This window comes from Myxococcus sp. MISCRS1, from assembly GCF_026626605.1.
Taxonomy (GTDB): Bacteria; Myxococcota; Myxococcia; order Myxococcales; family Myxococcaceae; genus Myxococcus; species Myxococcus fulvus.
This window is the reverse complement of record NZ_JAPNKB010000001.1, coordinates 1,159,121-1,175,786: the sequence shown is the minus strand read 5'-3', so window position 1 is coordinate 1,175,786 and position 16,666 is coordinate 1,159,121. Positions and strand designations below refer to the sequence as shown.

General features: G+C 69.8%; 15 protein-coding genes. 11 read left to right on the top strand and 4 right to left on the bottom strand.

The features are described from left to right. Positions 1-20: 20 nt before the first annotated feature. Positions 21-1,100, top strand: coding sequence for an enoyl-CoA hydratase/isomerase family protein (locus tag OWM54_RS04445; protein ID WP_267696702.1), 1,080 nt, complete (start codon positions 21-23; stop codon positions 1,098-1,100). 4 nt (positions 1,101-1,104) lie between these two features. Here the strand turns inward: OWM54_RS04445 and OWM54_RS04440 are convergent, their stop codons facing one another. Continuing rightward, the gene (locus OWM54_RS04440; RefSeq protein ID WP_267696701.1) at positions 1,105-1,914 is read right to left on the bottom strand and encodes an alpha/beta fold hydrolase; all 810 of its coding nucleotides are present in this window, start codon (positions 1,912-1,914) and stop codon (positions 1,105-1,107) included. 95 nt (positions 1,915-2,009) lie between these two features. Between OWM54_RS04440 and OWM54_RS04435 the strand changes: the two genes are divergently transcribed. Then, on the top strand, positions 2,010-2,483 hold the full coding sequence (locus OWM54_RS04435) for a MarR family winged helix-turn-helix transcriptional regulator (protein WP_223746804.1): 474 nt from the start codon (positions 2,010-2,012) through the stop codon (positions 2,481-2,483). Positions 2,484-2,713: 230 nt separating this feature from the next. Here OWM54_RS04435 and OWM54_RS04430 read toward each other — a convergent pair whose 3' ends face one another. From OWM54_RS04430 to purM, 3 genes are read right to left on the bottom strand one after another with little or no spacing between them, the layout of a single operon-like run. Further along, the gene (locus OWM54_RS04430) at positions 2,714-3,337 is read right to left on the bottom strand and encodes a DUF523 domain-containing protein (RefSeq protein ID WP_223782978.1); all 624 of its coding nucleotides are present in this window, start codon (positions 3,335-3,337) and stop codon (positions 2,714-2,716) included. Continuing rightward, positions 3,334-3,999: a phosphoribosylglycinamide formyltransferase gene (gene purN, locus OWM54_RS04425; RefSeq protein WP_267696700.1), complete on the bottom strand. Its 666-nt coding sequence runs from the start codon at positions 3,997-3,999 to the stop codon at positions 3,334-3,336. Before purN ends, OWM54_RS04430 begins: the two co-directional genes overlap by 4 nt. Continuing rightward, a complete protein-coding gene (gene purM, locus OWM54_RS04420) occupies positions 3,996-5,033 on the bottom strand; it encodes a phosphoribosylformylglycinamidine cyclo-ligase (RefSeq protein ID WP_267696699.1) in 1,038 nt (345 codons plus the stop codon). Before purM ends, purN begins: the two co-directional genes overlap by 4 nt. 152 nt (positions 5,034-5,185) lie before the next feature. Here purM and OWM54_RS04415 point away from each other — a divergent pair, with 152 nt between their 5' ends. From OWM54_RS04415 to OWM54_RS04375, 9 genes are all read left to right on the top strand, one after another. Next, complete coding sequence (locus tag OWM54_RS04415) at positions 5,186-5,842, top strand: Crp/Fnr family transcriptional regulator (protein ID WP_267701091.1); 657 nt, start codon at positions 5,186-5,188, stop codon at positions 5,840-5,842. 1 nt (position 5,843) lies between these two features. After that, positions 5,844-6,599: an MBL fold metallo-hydrolase gene (locus tag OWM54_RS04410; protein WP_141329826.1), complete on the top strand. Its 756-nt coding sequence runs from the start codon at positions 5,844-5,846 to the stop codon at positions 6,597-6,599. 81 nt (positions 6,600-6,680) lie between these two features. Beyond that, entirely contained in the window at positions 6,681-7,532 is an 852-nt protein-coding gene (gene accD, locus OWM54_RS04405) for an acetyl-CoA carboxylase, carboxyltransferase subunit beta (RefSeq protein ID WP_223746808.1), read from the top strand. A gap of 25 nt (positions 7,533-7,557) precedes the next feature. Beyond that, positions 7,558-8,841: a bifunctional folylpolyglutamate synthase/dihydrofolate synthase gene (locus OWM54_RS04400; RefSeq protein ID WP_267696698.1), complete on the top strand. Its 1,284-nt coding sequence runs from the start codon at positions 7,558-7,560 to the stop codon at positions 8,839-8,841. A gap of 174 nt (positions 8,842-9,015) precedes the next feature. After that, positions 9,016-10,290 (top strand): alpha/beta hydrolase, encoded by a 1,275-nt coding sequence (locus OWM54_RS04395; RefSeq protein WP_141329830.1) that lies wholly within the window; start codon positions 9,016-9,018, stop codon positions 10,288-10,290. 90 nt (positions 10,291-10,380) lie between these two features. Continuing rightward, the gene (locus OWM54_RS04390) at positions 10,381-11,754 is read left to right on the top strand and encodes an AMIN domain-containing protein (RefSeq protein WP_267696697.1); all 1,374 of its coding nucleotides are present in this window, start codon (positions 10,381-10,383) and stop codon (positions 11,752-11,754) included. A gap of 46 nt (positions 11,755-11,800) precedes the next feature. Beyond that, positions 11,801-14,458, top strand: a complete 2,658-nt coding sequence (locus tag OWM54_RS04385; RefSeq protein WP_267696696.1) for an LPS-assembly protein LptD — start codon at positions 11,801-11,803, stop codon at positions 14,456-14,458. A 58-nt stretch (positions 14,459-14,516) separates the two neighbouring features. Further along, on the top strand, positions 14,517-14,867 hold the full coding sequence (locus OWM54_RS04380) for a helix-turn-helix domain-containing protein (RefSeq protein ID WP_141329836.1): 351 nt from the start codon (positions 14,517-14,519) through the stop codon (positions 14,865-14,867). 245 nt (positions 14,868-15,112) lie between these two features. Continuing rightward, a complete protein-coding gene (locus OWM54_RS04375; RefSeq protein ID WP_228557133.1) occupies positions 15,113-16,564 on the top strand; it encodes a hypothetical protein in 1,452 nt (483 codons plus the stop codon). Positions 16,565-16,666 lie beyond the last annotated feature (102 nt).

The window sequence follows — 16,666 nt, the reverse complement described above, 5'->3', positions numbered from 1 at the left end:
GACTGATATTCGGGCCTCACATGAGCGACGGCGTGCGGACAGAGATGCGAGGCGCGGTGGGGGTGGTGACGTTGGACCGGCCCAAGGCGCTCAATGCGTTGAATCTGGAGATGTGCCGGCGGCTGCTGCCCCAGCTGGAGGCCTGGCGTGCGGACCCCGCGGTGAAGGCCGTGGTCGTCCGGGGAGCGGGCGGGCGGGCCTTCTGCGCGGGTGGGGACGTGCGCGCCGTGGCGGCTTCCCAGGCGGAGCCCCGACCGGCCGGCGCGGAGCGATTGTCGCGGGAGTTCTTCCGCGCCGAGTACACGCTGAACCACCTCATCCACCACTTCGGCAAGCCGTACATCTCGCTCGTGGACGGAATCTGCATGGGTGGCGGGCTGGGCCTGTCCATCCATGGGGTGTACCGCGTCGTCACCGAGAAGCTGGTGCTGGCGATGCCGGAGACGGGGATTGGCCTGTTCCCGGACGTGGGCGGAGGCTGGTTCCTGCCGCGCTTCCCGGGCGAGTCGGGGACGTACCTGGGCCTGACGGGCGCGCGGTGCGGCGCGGCGGACGCGATGTGGCTCGGCTACGGGACACACTTCGTGGAGTCGGCGCGGCTGGAGACGGTGCTGGAGGCGCTGGTGGGCGCCGAGTGGGGCGAGGGCCTGGCGAGCGCGGTGGTGGAGCGGGTGCTGAAGGGCTTCCACGCGGACGCGGGGACGTCGGTGCTGGGGACGCAGCACGTGGCGATGGACCGGTGCTTCGCGGCGGAGCGGGTGGAGGACATCCAGCAGGCGCTGGAGGCGGAAGGGACGGCGTGGGCGCAGGAGACGTGGGCCACGCTCGTGCGCATGTGCCCCACGAGCCTGAAGGTGACGCTGCGTCAGCTGCGCATGGGCCGCACGCGCGACTATGACGAGATGCTGTCGGTGGAGTACCGGCTGAGCCAGGCCATGACGGCGCGGGCCGACTTCCGCGAGGGCATCCGCGCGGTGCTGGTGGACAAGGACCACAAGCCGCGCTGGCACCCGGGAACGCTGGGCGACGTCTCCGAGGCGGACGTGGAGGCGTGCTTCGCGTCCTCGGAGGGGGATGAGCTGGTGCTGTCGCGGAGCTGAGGGCTCAAGCCCGCTTCAGGGCCTGCTTCAGGAAGTCGATGCAGGCCTCCGGCGACTCCTCGTGGGGCCAGTGGCCCGCGTCAGGGAGCGTGTCCACGGTGGCGTGAGGCCAGGCCTTCCGGAACCGCTCCAGGACCACGGGCGGGAAGGCCGCGTCACGCAGGCCCCAGATGAAGTGGATGGGCGTCTTCGCGAACCGCTCACGCCGCTCCCAGAGGGACTGGAAGAAGGGCGTGGAGGCGCTGAGGCTCTTGGCGAGGGCCCAGAGCACGCGCTCGCGTGAGTCGGCGTCCGGGAACGCGGAGGTGTACTGGTTCCACACCTTCGCGGGACGCGGGCCCTTGCCCCAGGCCGACTTGGCGATGATGAAGGACAGGTTCAGGTTCCGGTACAGCCAGCGGAAGAGCCCGCCCCCTGCCATTCGCGCGCCCCGGGCGAGCGAGGGCTCGTCGATGAAGGGCCAGGCGATGGTGTTGATGAGCACCACGCGCTCGATGCGCTCCGGATGGGAGAGCGCGAAGTCGAGCGAGATGGGGCCGCCGAAGTCGTGTGCCACCAGGGTGAAGCGGGGCAGGTTCAGCGCCTCGATGAGCGCGGCGAAGCGGCGCGCGTGGGCCTCGGGCGAGTAGTCCGCGTCCGGAGGTCGGGGCGACAGGCCGAAGCCCAGGTGGTCCACCGCGATGCAGCGGTGCGTGGCGGAGCAGACGCGGATGAGCGCGCGCCACTCGAAGGACCAGGTGGGCGTTCCGTGCACGAAGACGATGGGCGGCCCCTGGCCCACGTCCACCACGGACAGTCCTGCCACCTCACGCACGCTGAAGGGAAACGCCTCTCGGTCGACCCATGCGGGAACTTGCATGGCAGATAGTCAATGGTTCTTGACCAATAAAGTCAAGTACACTTGACTGGATGAAGAGGAAGGACGCGCTCGAGGACGTGAAGAAGCTTCAGGCCAGCAGCCTGGGTTACGTGCTCATCCGATGTGGGCAGTTGTTCAACGAGTTGGGGATGCAGGCGGTCAACAGCGAGGCCGGCTATCCCATGATGCGCGAGGTGCACGCGCGCATCCTCCCGTACCTGGAGAATCCGGACGGCGTGCGAATCACCGAACTCGCGCGCAGCCTGGGGGTGACGAAGCAGGCGGTGCAGCCCGTCATCGCGGAGCTCGCGGAGTTCGGCGCGGTGCGGATTGAACCGGACCCTGATGACGCCCGCGCGAGGCGGGTCCTCCTGACGGAGAAGGGCATCGCGGCCATGCGGCACGGGACGACGAAGCTGGTGGAGATCGACCGGCGCGTGGCGAAGCGCCTGGGCGCGGAGGAGACGCGGGAGCTGCACGGGCTGTTGACCCGGCTGCTCGAGGTGCTCAAGGCGCAGGATTGAGGCGCGTGGCATGCTCCTCGTGAATGGGGGCCGTGATGCCTGGCGGCGGCGAACGAGAGGGCCTCGTTGCCGACGTCGGTGGCGCGGACCCGCTGGGCCAGTCTCGGCGTCGGGATGCGCGCACGGAGCCGACAGCCGCGCCTCTTCAGGCGATGTGAGGGCTCGCAGCCGGGCTTCGGTGGCGCGAGCCTCGCCAGTGAAGCCGGTGGGTGCCCTCCGGAGGTTGCTGGCTACAGCTCTTCGTCGCTGACGACGGTGATGTCCTCGGCGCGAAGCAGGGCCGTGGTGATGCCTTCTCCCGAGCGCAGCACTCCGGACTCGTAGACGCGCTGGCTCCCGCAGGAGGGGCTCTTCTCCTTGAGCAGCGCGACCGTCACGTCGAAGCGTCGCGCGGCCTCGAGCGCGAGCTGGGCTCCCCGCTGGAAGTCCTCGGTGCGGTCCGTTCGCGCCTCGCGTTCCACCGCGCGAGCCTGTCCCGCCCAGACGTCGACGCCCGTGCCGCCTCGCAGGTCGACGGGAGGACGAGGGATGGGGAGCCCCGAGGCGACCTCGGGACAGATGGGCACGACCGCCTTGCCCTCGAGGGCCGCGAGCACTCGCTCCGAGCGCTGCGAGCGGCCGTCGTAGCGGCACGCTTCGCCCAGGAGGCACGCGCTCACCATCACCACGGGGGCCTCGCGAAGGGCCGCGCGGCGCGCTTCCTGGGACGGAACCTCGCGTGCACGTTCGTGACAGCCCGCGCTCGCGGAGTGGGCCACGCCGCCCCCGTCCGTCTGTTCCTGGCGCGGACCGTCGGCGTCACCATCCACCGAGGCAGCGAGGCGCGTACCGGCCCGCGCGTCCTCACGCTTCACTTCGTCGCCCCAGGGCTGCGCAGGGCCAGCTCGCCCATGGTCGGCGCCGCGGCCACCCGCGTCCTCACCCCATCCAGCGTCACCTGGCCCGTCACCGCGAGCCGCACGGCCAACGGATACAGCCGATGCTCCTCGACGAGGATGCGCGCGCTCAGGCTCTTCTCGTCATCGTCCGGCAGCACCGGCACCGCGGCCTGTCCGATGATGGGCCCCGTGTCCGTGCCCGCGTCCACGAAGTGCACCGTGCACCCGGCCACCTTCACGCCCCGCTCCAGCGCCTGCCGCTGAGCATGCAGCCCGGGGAACGACGGCAGCAGGGAAGGGTGGATGTTCAGCACCCTCCCGGCGAACCGCCCCAGGAAGTCCGCGCTGAGCAGCCGCATGAACCCCGCCAGGCACACCCACTGCACGCCCGCCGCGCCCAGCGCCTCGAGAATCGCCGCCTCGAACGCGGCCTTGCTCGCATGCGCCTTGTGGTCCACCACCACCGCCGGGACGCCCGCGGCCCGCGCCCGCTCCAGCGCATGGGCCGTGGGCACGTTCGACACCACGCAGGCCACCTCGGCCGGGAAGTCCTCGCGCGCGCACGCGTCGAGCAACGCCTGCAGGTTGCTCCCGCCGCCGCTGACGAGCACGCCCAGCCGGACCCGCGCCGTGCTCATGGCTCGATGACCGCCGTGGCCTCGCCCGAGCCCGCCTCCACCCGGCCCACCTCGGACGCCTCCACGCCCCGCGCGCGCAGCACCTCGAGCGCCTGCGCCACGTCCTCCTGCGCCACCACCACGATGAGGCCCAGGCCCATGTTGAACGTGCTGAACATCTCGTCGCGCGCCACGCTCCCCAGCTTCGCGATGAGGTCGAAGATGGGCGGCTTCACCCAGGACTTCTCGCTCAGCACCGCGCGCGTCCCGTCCGGCAGGCACCGGGGCAGGTTGCCCGGAATGCCGCTGCCGGTGATGTGCGCCATGCCCTTCACCTTCACCGCCTGCGTCAGCGCCAGCGCGTCCTTCACGTAGATGCGCGTGGGCTCCAGCAGCGCGTCACCCAACGAGCGGCCCAGCCCCTCGGGCGTCGCGTCCAGCGCGAGCTTCGCGTTCTCCAGCAGCACCTTGCGCGCCAGCGAGTAGCCGTTGCTGTGCAGCCCCGACGACGTCAACCCGATGAGCGCGTCCCCGGGCTTCACGCTCTTGCCGTCGATGATGGCCGAGCGCTCCACCACGCCGACGCAGAAGCCCGCCAGGTCGTACTCGCCCCGCGCGTAGAAGCCCGGCATCTCCGCCGTCTCGCCGCCGAGCAGCGTGCACCCGGCCTGCTCGCAGCCCTGGGCGATTCCCTTCACCACCTCCGCCGCCGCGTCCACCTCCAGGCGGCCCGTGGCGAAGTAGTCCAGGAAGAACAGCGGCTCCGCGCCGCACGTGAGGATGTCGTTCACCGACATCGCCACCAGGTCGATGCCCACCGTGCCGTGCCGGCCCGCGGCGAAGGCCACCTTCAGCTTGGTGCCCACCCCGTCCGTGCCCGCCACCAGCACCGGCTCGCGGTACTTGCCGGGCGGCAGCGCGAACAGCCCCCCGAAGCCGCCGACTCCCGCGACGACCTCCGGACGCATCGTGCGCGCGGCGTAGGGCTTGATTCGGTCGACAAACGCGTCGCCGGCCTCGATGTCCACTCCGGAGTCTTTGTAGGTCGTTCCCACGGGCGGCCTTCTATCGGCCCCGACGTCCGTTGTCTCGGACTCCGAAACCCCGGTGTCGGGTTTGCGGCGAGCCCGGACGCACGGTGTGTCCCACCGGTCCGTACAAAAGGTAATTTGACCAGGGGGGGAGGGGCTGATTGACTCCTCGCAGGATGGGCGCCGAGGAAACCCTCTTTCAACGTTTCGGCAAGGAATTCCCAAAGGGCACCGAACTCTTCCGTGAGGGAGAGGCGGGCCGGGAGATGTTCGTCATCCAGGCGGGCAAGGTCTCCATCTCCAAGCGCGTGCGCGACGTGGAGAAGGTCCTGGCCGTGCTGGGGCCCGGTGAGTTCTTCGGGGAGATGGCCATCATCTCCAACAAGCCCCGCAACGCGTCCGCGGTGGTCAACGAGGACGCCCGGCTGCTGGTCATCGACCCCAAGACGTTCGAGGCGATGATCCGCGGCAACGCCGAGATCGCCGTCCGGATGATCAAGAAGCTGGCCGAGCGCCTGTCGGAGGCGGACGCCCAGATCGAGAACCTGCTGCACAATGATCCGGCCAGCCGGGTGGTGCACCAGCTCATCCAGACCACCCAGTCGCGCGGCCGTCCCTCCGATGAGGGGACGGGGACGGACATCGACTTCGTCGTCCGCGAGATGCCCCGCCAGATTGGCGTGGGCGAGCCCGCGGTGCGCAACGTGCTGGAGCGGCTGGTCCGCGCGGGCCTCATCTCACGCAGTGGTGACCGAGTCACCGTGTATGACACGGCCAGACTCCACGACTTCCTCCAATACCTGGAGATGAAGTGGAAGTTCGGAGACCTCTAGCGTGAAGCTCCGCGTCCTCGGCTGCCACGGTGGCGAGCTCCCCACGTGCAAGAGCACGTGCTTCCTCGTCGATGACGTGCTGGCGCTCGATGCGGGCGCCCTGACGGGGACGCTCTCGTTGGACGAGCTGTGCCGGGTGGACCACGTGCTCGTGGGCCACAGCCACTTCGACCACGTGAAGGACCTGCCGCTGATGGCGGACCTGGTCATCGGTCGCCGGGACAAGCCCGTCACCATCCACGCCTCTCGCGAGTGCGCCAAGGCCCTGCGCGAGAACATGTTCAACAACGCCCTCTGGCCGGACTTCACCCGCATCCCGACCAAGGCCAACCCCGTCCTGCGCATCCAGACCTTCCGCGCCGGCGGCACCTTCCAGGTGGGGCCCTACACCGTGCGCAGCGTCCCGGTGAGCCACCCCGTGGAGTCCTGCGGCTTCATCATCTCCAACGGCAAGAGCACGCTCGCCATGAGCGGGGACACCGGGCCCACCGACAAGCTCTGGAAGGCCCTGAACGAGACGAAGAACCTCAAGGCCCTCCTCCTGGAGACCTCCTTCCCCAACGCCCTCCAGTCGCTGGCCGACATCTCCGGCCACCTGACGCCCCACACCCTGGGGCTGGAGCTGCGCAAGTTCGAGCGCAACGGGGCCTCGGTGATGCTCTACCACCTCAAGCCGGCCTTCGTGGCCCAGCTCAAGAAGGAACTGGCGAGCATGCCGGTGGAGGTGCTGGAGCTCAACGACGTGTTCGAGTTCTAGCCCGTCCCCCGGGCGGCGACGCATCGCGCCACACGGAACGGTTGACGGGCGGGGACGGGCGGATTAACCCCCGCCGTTCTCATGGCCTGGTTTTCGAAGAAGCCGCGCATCGCCGTCGACACCCAGCAGCAGCCCGAGCCCGGACCGTCTCGCATGGAGGGCCTGTGGGCCAAGTGCGAGAGCTGCGACGAAATCATCTACCGGCAGGAGCTGGAGAAGAACTGGATGGTGTGTCCGCACTGCGACCACCACCACCCCTGGAACGCGCGCGCGCGGCTGGCGACGCTGTTGGATCCGGACAGCTTCGAGGAGTTCGACAAGGAGCTGGAGCCGCAGGACCCGCTCGGGTTCAGTGACTCGAAGAAGTACAAGGACCGGCTGAAGACCACGCGCAAGAGCCTGGAGGAGAACGACGCGTTCATCTCCGGCGTGGGCCGCATCGGCGGGCACCCGGTGTCCGTGGGCGCGTTCGTCTTCGAGTTCATGGGCGGCTCCATGGGCTCGGTGGTGGGCGAGAAGGTGGCGAGGACCTTCGAGCGCGCGCATGACCTGAAGTGCTCCGCGCTCATCTTCTCGGCGTCCGGCGGCGCGCGCATGCAGGAGGGCATCTTCTCGCTGATGCAGATGGCGAAGACCTCCGCGGCCATCGCCCGCTTCCGCACGGGTAACAAGCCCTACATCTCCGTGCTGCTGCACCCGACGACGGGCGGCGTGGCGGCCTCGTTCTCCTGGCTGGGGGACGTCATCCTCGCCGAGCCCAAGGCGCTCATCGGCTTCGCCGGTCCGCGCGTCATCGAGCAGACCATCCGCCAGAAGCTGCCCGAGGGCTTCCAGCGCTCGGAGTTCCTGCTGGAGCACGGGATGATCGACAACATCGTCAACCGCAAGGACCTGCGCGCCCGGCTGGGGCAGATCCTCGGCCTGCTGGGCTGAGCCCGCGCGCTCATCGGCATCCCTCATGAGCGCGCCCAGGACACCGGAGGAAGCACTCGCCTTCCTCTCGCGGCTCAACCCCTCCGGCATCAAGCTGGGGCTGGAGCGGGTGAGCGAGGCGCTCGAGGCCCTGGGCCACCCCGAGCGCCGCTATCCGGTGCTGCACGTCGCCGGCACCAACGGCAAGGGCAGCACCTGCGCCTTCGCCGCCACCGCGCTCCAGGCCGCGGGCCACCGCGTGGGCCTCTACACGTCCCCGCACCTGGTGCGCGTCAACGAGCGCATCCGCGTGGGCGGCGAGGACATCTCCGACGAGGACTTCGGCCGCGCCATCCTCGACGTGCTGGAGCGCTACCCGTCCGCCGTCGCCGAGCCGATGACGTACTTCGAGTTCGGCACCGTCGTGGCGCTGTGGCACTTCGCGCGCGTGGGCGTGGACGTCGTCGTGTTGGAGACGGGGCTGGGCGGCCGGCTGGACGCGACCACCGCCGCGCCCTCCACCGTGACGGCCATCACCCCCGTCTCGTTCGACCACATGGAGTACCTGGGCAAGACCCTGGCCGCGATCGCCGGCGAGAAGGCCGGAATCCTCAAGCCCGGCGTGCCCTGCGTCGTCGCCCGGCAGGCCCCCGAGGCGCTGGAGGCCATCGAGGCCCGCGCGCGGGTGCTCGGCGTGCCCCTCGTCGTGGAGGGGCGGGACTTCGAGGCGCGGCGGCAGCCTGATGGGAGCCTCACGTACCAGGGCGTGGCGTGGCGGCTGGAGCGGCTGCGTGTGTCGCTTCGAGGCCCCCATCAGGTCCAGAACGCGGCGGTGGCGCTGGCCTGCCTGGAGAGCCTGTCCTCGCGTGGCGTGGCGGTCTCGAGCGAGGAGGCGAAGGTGGGGCTCGGCTCGGCGCGCTGGCCTGGACGGCTGGAGGAGGTGGGCGAGCGACCGGTCGTGCTCCTGGATGGCGCTCACAACCCGGCGGGGGTGGAGGTGCTGCTCGCGTCCCTGCGCGCGCTGTACACGGGGCGCCCGGTCCACTGTGTCTTCGGCGTGGTGGCGGACAAGGATCGGGGGCCGATGATGCGGGCCCTCTTCCCCGCGTGTGCCTCCGTGCAGCTGACGCCCCTGGAGACGTCCCGCTCGCTTCCACCCACGGCCTATCTCGACGAGGCGCGCGCCCTGGTGCCGGACGTCACCGCCTGGCCGGACGTGGACGCGGCGCTCGCGGAGGCCCGGCGGCGCGCGGGCCCGGAGGGACTGGTGCTGTGCACCGGCTCGCTGTTCCTGGTGGGCATGGTGCGGGCGCGACTGGGGACTCCCTGAGGGGTCGGTTCACGCCACCTTCCCGACAGGGACCTGGGGCAGCGGGGCAGGGCGCGCCGAGGCCCGCCTGCAGCGGGTGACCTTCCAGGATGGGCCTTGCGTCCAGGACGGGCAAGACACACGGGCCGAGGGGGAATCCTTGGCGCGTTGCATCAGCCGCCGTAGATTCAAGGCATGCGCCTGCCGGACTGGAGAGCCGCGACCACCACGGGACCCGCCATCCCGTCCATCGACGAAGTCGACTTCCGGGCGCTTTACACGAAGACGAAGTACGTGGTGGAGACGGCGGACGGCTGGTCGCTGGTCATCACGCGCTACCGTCCGGTGAAGCAACCGTTCGCCCAGCCGCTGTTCGGCGAGCCGCTGCTGCTGGTGCATGGCTTCTCGCAGAACCGTCACACGTGGACGAGCGGCCAGTTCGTCAAGAACCTGCTCTTCTTCGGCGTGGACATCCACATCCTGGAGCTGCGCGGCCACGGCAAGAGCTCCATCGCCTTCCAGAAGGAGCGCGCCGAGCGCTTCAAGCGCCCGCTGCCGCCGGACCTGGACTACGGCTGGGACCTGGACAGCTATTTCCTCTACGACCTGCCGGCCGCCGTGTCGGGCGTCAAGCGCATCACCCGCCGCGAGCGCATCTTCTACTGCGGCCACTCCATGGGCGGGATGCTGGGCTACGGCTACACGGGCATCCACGACGACTTCGAGGGCCTCATCACCATCGGCTCGCCCGCGGACCTGGGGCGGGGCTTCATGGCGCTGCGCATGCTCGCGCACGGCGCGCCCATGCTCGCGGGGATGATCGACATGACGCTCGCGGGGGTGAACCTGGGCGGGGACGTCAACGGCCTGGGCAAGAAGCTCCTGTCGCGCGGCGTGGGCGCGTTCAACGCGAAGCTGGGCCGCAAGCTGGTGCCGGAGGAGCGCCGCAAGCTGCGCTTCGACGCGGTGCCCGTGGACCTCATCCTCAAGTTCGTCGAGCGGCAGATTGGCAAGGCGGAGGACTCGCCGCTGTATCAACAGCTCACCACGCGGCTCAACCGGCTCATCAACCCGGAGCGCGTGGGCGCCGACGACATCCGGTGGCTCCTGCGCGAGGGCGGCGAGCGCGAGCCTCGCAAGGTCATCGAGCAGTTCGCCCGGTGGATCCGCCGCGGGGAGATGGTCTGCTACCGCACCGGCTACGACTTCAAGCGCGGCTTCGAGAAGATCCACATCCCCATGGCCATCATCTTCGGGGACATGGATCCGCTCGCCTCGGTGGAGTCCACCCGGAGCGTGTACCGCGCGGCCAAGAGCGAGTACCTGCTGTGGCGGCCGGTCAAGGGCAACAGCCACATCGAGCTGACGATGGGGCACGACATCCGGCAGATCTGCTACGACATCAAGAACCTCATCGAGTACGCGCGCACGCACCGCAACCGCGCGCCGTCCCTGCCTCGCCTGCGCTAGCCCTTCGCGCGGCGGTGTGGCTGGAAAGTTGGAGGGTGATGGGCGCGTGTTAGCATCCGAGCCCACTGTCAACGTGAAGGGGAGTGGTCGATGAAGGCCTCAGCGGTGTGGCTGCTCGGTGTGGTGCTCGTGCCTTGCATGGCGCTCGCGCAGGCTCCGGCGGCGAACCTGAACACCATCACCAGCGTGCAGGTGAATGGCGGGACGGTGACCATCTCCGGCTCGAAGAAGGCGAACTTCACCACCTTCACGATGACCGACCCGCCCCGGCTCGTCATCGACATCGCGGAGGCCGTCTTCAACGGCGTCCCCGAGGAGACGCAGGTGGGCAATGGCACGGTGACGGGCATCCGCACCGCCAGCTACGGCTCGGATGACTCCGCCATCGCCCGCGTGCTCATCGGCTTCGAGCGCGAGGTGGAGACCGACATCCAGGCCACCGACAGCCAGCTCGTCATCAAGGTCGTCGGAGGCGCGGGTCAGGCCGTGGCCCAGGCCGCGCCCACCCAGCCCGCCGCCCAGCCCGCTACGGATGGCTCCGCCGCCGAGGCCGCCGCTCGCGCCGAGGCCGAGCGCCAGGCCCAGGAGAAGGCCGCCGCCGAGGCCGCCGCTCGCGCCGAGGCCGAGCGCCAGGCCCAGGAGAAGGCCGCCGCCGAGGCCACGGCCCGCGCTCAGCAGGACGCCGACGCCGAGCGCCAGCGCCAGCAGGAGGCCGAGGCCCGCGCCGCGGCCCAGCGCGAGGAGGAGCAGCGCGCCGCCCAGGCCGCCGCCGACGACAGGAAGCGCCAGGAGGCCGAGGCCCAGGCCTCCGCGAAGGCCGCCGCCGACGACAGGAAGCGCCAGGAGGAGGAGGCCCGTGCCGCCGCCGAGGCCGCCGCCGATGAGCGCCGCGCCACCGCCCAGGCCGCCGCCGACGAGAAGAAGCGTCAACAAGAGGACGCTCGCGCCGCAGCGAAGACGGCCGCCGAGGAGAAGCGCGCCGCCGCCCAGGCCGCGAAGGAGGAGGCCGCCGAGGCCCGCCGTCAGCGCGAGGAGGAGGCCCGCGCCGAGCGAGAGCGCCGCCAGCAGGAGCGCGTCGCCATGGCCCAGCCCCGGGAGCGCCGCGAGGTGTCGAGCGGCGGTTCGGCCGAGGTGTCCTCGCGTCGCAAGACGATGACGCTGGTGGGCTTCCAGCAGCAGGGTGGGGTGTCGCGCGTCTTCATCCGGACCAACGAGCCGGTGCGCTACAGCGTGAGCGAGACGGGCAACGCGGTGGTGCTGGAGCTGGAGAACAGCCGCATCGACCTGAGCAACAACACCCGGCCGCTGGACACGTCCTACTTCAACTCGCCCGTCACCCGGGTTGACGCGGACGCGGAAGGCCGCAACGTGCGCGTCACCGTGCAGCTGCGGCAGCAGGCTCCGGTGCAGGCTCAGCAGGACGGGAACGTCATTTCGTTGGATTTTCAGCGCACCGCTCGGTGATAAGGGCCCCCGCGCGGCCGTGGCGCGGCATACCTTGCACCCCTGAATGAGCCTCCTCGTTCCGCTCGCCGCCGCGCTGCTGGTCTCCTCGGCGCAGATTCCGCTCGCCACCCAGGTCCAGCTCCCCTCCGGCGAGACGGTGGAGCTGGCCGCCGACTTCCTCACCTACGAGGCCGACAAGCAGGTCCTCACCGCGCGCGGCCACTGCGAGCTGCGCACCGGCGAGATGCTGCTGCGCTCGGACGAGGTGACCTACGACGAGGCGAACCAGGTGGCCACCGCCACCGGCAACGTCATGTTCGTGGGCCCCGGCGGCATGGCGGCCGTCGCGGATGACGTCAGGGTGGACATCCGCTCCTTCGAGGCCACGCTCCAGGGCGGCCTCTTCATGCAGAAGAAGGGCGTCACCCAGGAGGCGATGCTCGCGGCGAAGACGCCCGAGGAGCTGCGCTCCATGGGCGAGACGCCCATCATCCTCAGCGGCACCCGCATCCGCCGCACCGGGCCCAACGCCTTCACCGTGGACGACCTGGCCTTCACCCCGTGCGAGTGCGGCCCGGGGGAGCCCACCTGGCGCATGGAGGCCCGGTCCGCCAACGTCATCCTCGGCGAGCGCGCCACCCTGTCGTGGCCCGTGGTGTACGTGGAGTCCGTCCCCATCTTCGCGCTGCCCTGGGTGTACCTGCCCCTGGCCGAGCGCCGCACGGGCTTCCTCATCCCCAACCCGAACTTCTCGGGGCAGAGCGGCTTCAGCCTCGAGCAGCCGTTCTTCCTCACGTTGGGGCGCAGCTACGACATGACCTTCACCCCGGGCTACTTCTTCGGCTCGTCGGACCAGACGGTGCTGCGGGGGCCGGAGGGCGCCAGGTTCGAAACCCAGGAGCCTCGGCTGTTTGGCGTGAAGGGCCCGCGGTTGCGCACGGAGTTCCGTTATGTGCCCAGCGAGACGGCCCGAGGCCGGGTGTCGCTCGGCGTGCTGCACGACTCCCGCCCTCTGCGAGACCCTCGGACTGGTGACTTCTACCTGTACCCAGAAGGAGCGCCCGACGCCTATACCTACGTCGACGTGCCCCGGGGCTGGCGCGGCGAGGCGTCCTGGCAGCACTTCCAGGACCTGGGCTCCGGTTGGTACGACCGGGTGGACGCGTCGTTCGTGTCGGACGGCAACTACACGCGCGACCTCACCGCCGACGTCATCCTCCAGGGCCTCGACTACCTGCGCAGCACCGCCACCGTGTTCCGCCGCCAGGAGGACTCGTACGCGGGTCTGGATGTGTCCCTGCGCCAGGACATCCGCTGGCCCTATCGCTTCTTCCAGGACAACCGCGTGCCGTCCCAGGTGGACCCGCTGCGGCCGGACCTGCCCTCGCCGGTGACCTTCCAGCGCCTGCCCGGCGTCGTCTACGCGCTGCCGGAGCGCCCCCTGTTCGGCGGCATCGTCGGAGGGCTGCGCGCCGAGTTCACCCGCCTGGCCCCCATGACGGGCGGGTTCGGGGACGAGGGCGTCGACGGCATCTTCCGCCGCGATGGCATCTACCTCCCGCTGGGCTACCACTACACGGACCCGACGTACCCGGTGGACCCGGGGCAGGGCAACGGCCTCTTCGACACACGAGACCGCGAGGCGAGAGATCGCATCGACCTCACCTCCCGGCTCGCCACGTCCATCCCCCTGGGCGACGTGGCGCGGGTGACGCCGTCGCTGGGCGTGCGCCAGGACGTCTGGGCCGGCGAGTACTCGGGCAGGACGTGGCAGCGCGGCTACCCCATCGCGGGCCTGCTCGTGGACACCCAGCTCACGCGCACGTGGGACGGGGAGAAGAACCGCTACCGGCACTCCTTCGCGCCCTCGCTGGAGCTGCGCTACGTGCCGGGCGGCTGGGGCCACGTGCCGTCCGCGGGCGCGCAGCGGGGGCCTGGGTTCGCCCAGCCCTACGACGAGGTCGACGCCGCCGTGCCCCTGGACCTGGATGGCCGCACGCGGGGCTTCCTCCAGGGCGTCTTCGCCGTGGACCAGACGCTGCGCGTCAAGGTGGGCAACGCTTACCGCGAGCCGCTGCGGCTGCGCATCGGCCAGGGGTTCGACCTGACGCGTTACGCACCCGCCGCGAACAAGCTCGGAGATCCCGAGCCGGTCCTCCGTGACACCTTCGCGCGCCTGACGACGAGCCTGGGAATGCTCACCGCCGGTGGGATGGTTCGCTTCGACCCCAACTCGGGGCGCGTCACCCAGATCACCGGCGACTTCAACATCGACAACGGCAAGGGCCAGGCGCTCTACGCGCGCTACGACGACATCCTCACCACCGCCCAGGCGGCCATCGACCGGGGTGAAATCCCCAACGCCCTGGGCCCGGATTCCATCCGCCGCCCCCTGGATGCCCTGGTAGGCAGCGTATCCCGAGAAACGCCCGGCCTCCCCACGGCCGAGCGGGCCCAGGCTCTCATCGCGGGTACGCGTTTGACGCTCGGATTTGGCCTCGGGGTGCGGTACGAAGCCCTGGTGCAGCCCCTCTACCAGGATCCAACAAACCAAGAGGCGTTGAAGCCCTTCGCCCAGCAGACACTGGGCGTGTCATATGGGCCAGCGTGTAATTGCTGGCGCATTGAAGGGGTGGTGACCCTCAGACGTGATATCGGACTGGAATTTTCCGGTGTGAATTTCAGCGTCACTGGGTTGGGATCGTTCGGTTCGGGCGGCTAGGAATCACCGAAGGTGAATGGTGGTTCCACAACCCCCAAGCAGCCAGGAGAAGTATTTCGTGTCGGACCTCGGAAAACGAATCGGCCAGCGCATCCGCGAGCTTCGTACGCAGAGGCCGGAGCGGTGGACGCAGGAAGAGCTCGCGGAGCGGGCTCAGATCAGCGTCTCCTTCCTTTCCATGATCGAACGCGGCGAGCGTGTCCCTCATGTGGAGACCCTCGCCGCCCTGGCCAACGCCCTTGGCGTCAGCCTGGGAGAGTTGTTCACGGGAACGGAGCAGACCCTTGCCCAGACGGAGGACCTGCTGCGTCCCCTGTCTGACTTCGCGCGCGCCCGGGGCCTCACCGCACGGGACGTGGACCGCCTGCTCGGGGTCGCCCGGGTGATGTTCAGCGGCACCATCGCCTGAATCCCACCCCTCGGGGTCCCTGGCCGGACGCAAGGGGCCCCTCGGTCCTCCTGTCCTGTCCTTGACTGGACGGTAGGTAGACCGGGAAGATGGCGGAAATGCGCTGTGCGCCGCGTGCGCACAGCGTGCTTCCTTCTTCGTCCAAGGAGTCTTCGCTGATGCGTCCGGGTCTTGCCTCGTGGATGGCCCTCACGAGCATGGTGTTGTTGGCGTGTTCCTCGCCAGCTCCCGCCACGCTTGAATTCGTGGATCAGAATCCGGCCAGGCCGCGTCTGGGTGAGATCACCACCCTGCGTTTCCGGGCGGTGGACTCGCGTGGCATGCCGCAGGCCGGCACGCAGGTGCGGTTCTCACTGCAGTCGGAGGTGCCGGGGGTCCAACTGTCGCCGGCCGAGGGGACGACCAACCCCGGGGACGGCATCGTGTCCATGCAGGTGACGGCCACGGGAGGCCGTGTCACCTCCGTGGTGGTGGTCGCCTCGGCGGGTGAGGGAGCGGAGGCCAAGTCGGTCATCTCCCCGGTCATCAGCTTCGCCGGCACCAACTCGAGCTCCCGCCAGCTCACCTTCCAGTGTGGTTCGTGGTCCGGTGAGGCCTCCGGTCTGCACCACGCCATCGGCGCGTGGGACGAGGCCCGCTCGCTCATCGCCGGCGTGAAGGTGAACTGCATCGCCCACGTGGGTGATCGCAACGGCGACGGCATCGAGGGCGCCCAGGTGTCCTTCCTGACGGAGGCCGGCACCATCGGCCCCACCGCCACGTCTCTCACGGACGTCGTGGGCAACGCGCAGGTGCTCTACAAGACCTCGCTGCCCCTGCCGCAGGACGTGGACCCGGGTGAGTTCACCTGGAACCCCACCAACGACGCCACCCACACGGGTGAGTATCTGGCGCCGCTGTGGATGCAGCCCTTCCTGTGGGAGCAGAACCCGCTGGCCGCGCACGGCACCCCGCCGCAGCCGCAGTCGAACCGGCCGGAGCCCCAGCGTGCCGACCCCATCCGCCCCAACAAGATCAACAACCCGCGCGACAACCTGGTCTCGCTCATCGCCGTCACCTCCGGCGAGGAGGCCTTCAGCGACGACAACAACAACGGCCAGTGGGACACGGGCGAGGCCTTCGTGGACCTGACCGAGCCCTTCGTCGACAATAACGACAACGGCACCTGGGACGCGGGCGAGCGCTTCGTCGACACCAACGGCAACGGCCGCTGGGATGGCAAGAACGGCGTCCACGACACCAGCACGCTCATCTGGGTGCAGGAGCGCATCCTCTGGACCGGCGTGCCGCACTCGCTGGACCGTCCGGACACGGTGCGTCAGATCTCCCCGCCGCCTCCGGCCACCAACGTCGCCATCGACCACTTCGGCTCGGCCAGCGCCACGTTCCTGGTGGCGGACCCGTGGTTCAACATGATCGCCCAGAACTCGCAGGGTGACGGCTGCAACTCCGGCGCGGAGGGCCCGATTGAAATCGAGCCGGCCATCACCGGCGCCATCCCGCTGACCTACCCGTCGTACGCCGTCGTGCGCTACCTCATCAAGGACAAGCACGACGTCTCCCAGGAGCCTCAGCCGGGGCCGTTCCCCCAGCCCATCCCCTGGAAGTCGGACGCGGTCTGCACGTACACGGCCGCCCAGCTCGACGGCCACAAGGTCCAGGTCGTCGCCCCCACCGTGACGGGCACCGTGCTCTAGACGCGGTGGACGCGGGCTCCCGGTGAAGTACCCATTGACCCCGGGAGCCCACGTCCGTAGGGTCCACCTCGGCTGATTGAAGAATCAACCGGCCGGTGGAGG

Bases quoted from the DNA above. Each gene is read 5' to 3' on its own strand.
- OWM54_RS04445 (WP_267696702.1), top strand. From the start codon at position 21: ATGAGCGACGGCGTGCGGACAGAGATGCGAGGCGCGGTGGGGGTGGTG.
- OWM54_RS04435 (WP_223746804.1), top strand. From the start codon at position 2,010: ATGAAGAGGAAGGACGCGCTCGAGGACGTGAAGAAGCTTCAGGCCAGC.
- purN (WP_267696700.1), bottom strand. From the start codon at position 3,999: ATGAGCACGGCGCGGGTCCGGCTGGGCGTGCTCGTCAGCGGCGGCGGG.
- OWM54_RS04415 (WP_267701091.1), top strand. From the start codon at position 5,186: ATGGGCGCCGAGGAAACCCTCTTTCAACGTTTCGGCAAGGAATTCCCA.
- accD (WP_223746808.1), top strand. From the start codon at position 6,681: ATGGCCTGGTTTTCGAAGAAGCCGCGCATCGCCGTCGACACCCAGCAG.
- OWM54_RS04400 (WP_267696698.1), top strand. From the start codon at position 7,558: ATGAGCGCGCCCAGGACACCGGAGGAAGCACTCGCCTTCCTCTCGCGG.
- OWM54_RS04395 (WP_141329830.1), top strand. From the start codon at position 9,016: ATGCGCCTGCCGGACTGGAGAGCCGCGACCACCACGGGACCCGCCATC.
- OWM54_RS04390 (WP_267696697.1), top strand. From the start codon at position 10,381: ATGAAGGCCTCAGCGGTGTGGCTGCTCGGTGTGGTGCTCGTGCCTTGC.
- OWM54_RS04385 (WP_267696696.1), top strand. From the start codon at position 11,801: ATGAGCCTCCTCGTTCCGCTCGCCGCCGCGCTGCTGGTCTCCTCGGCG.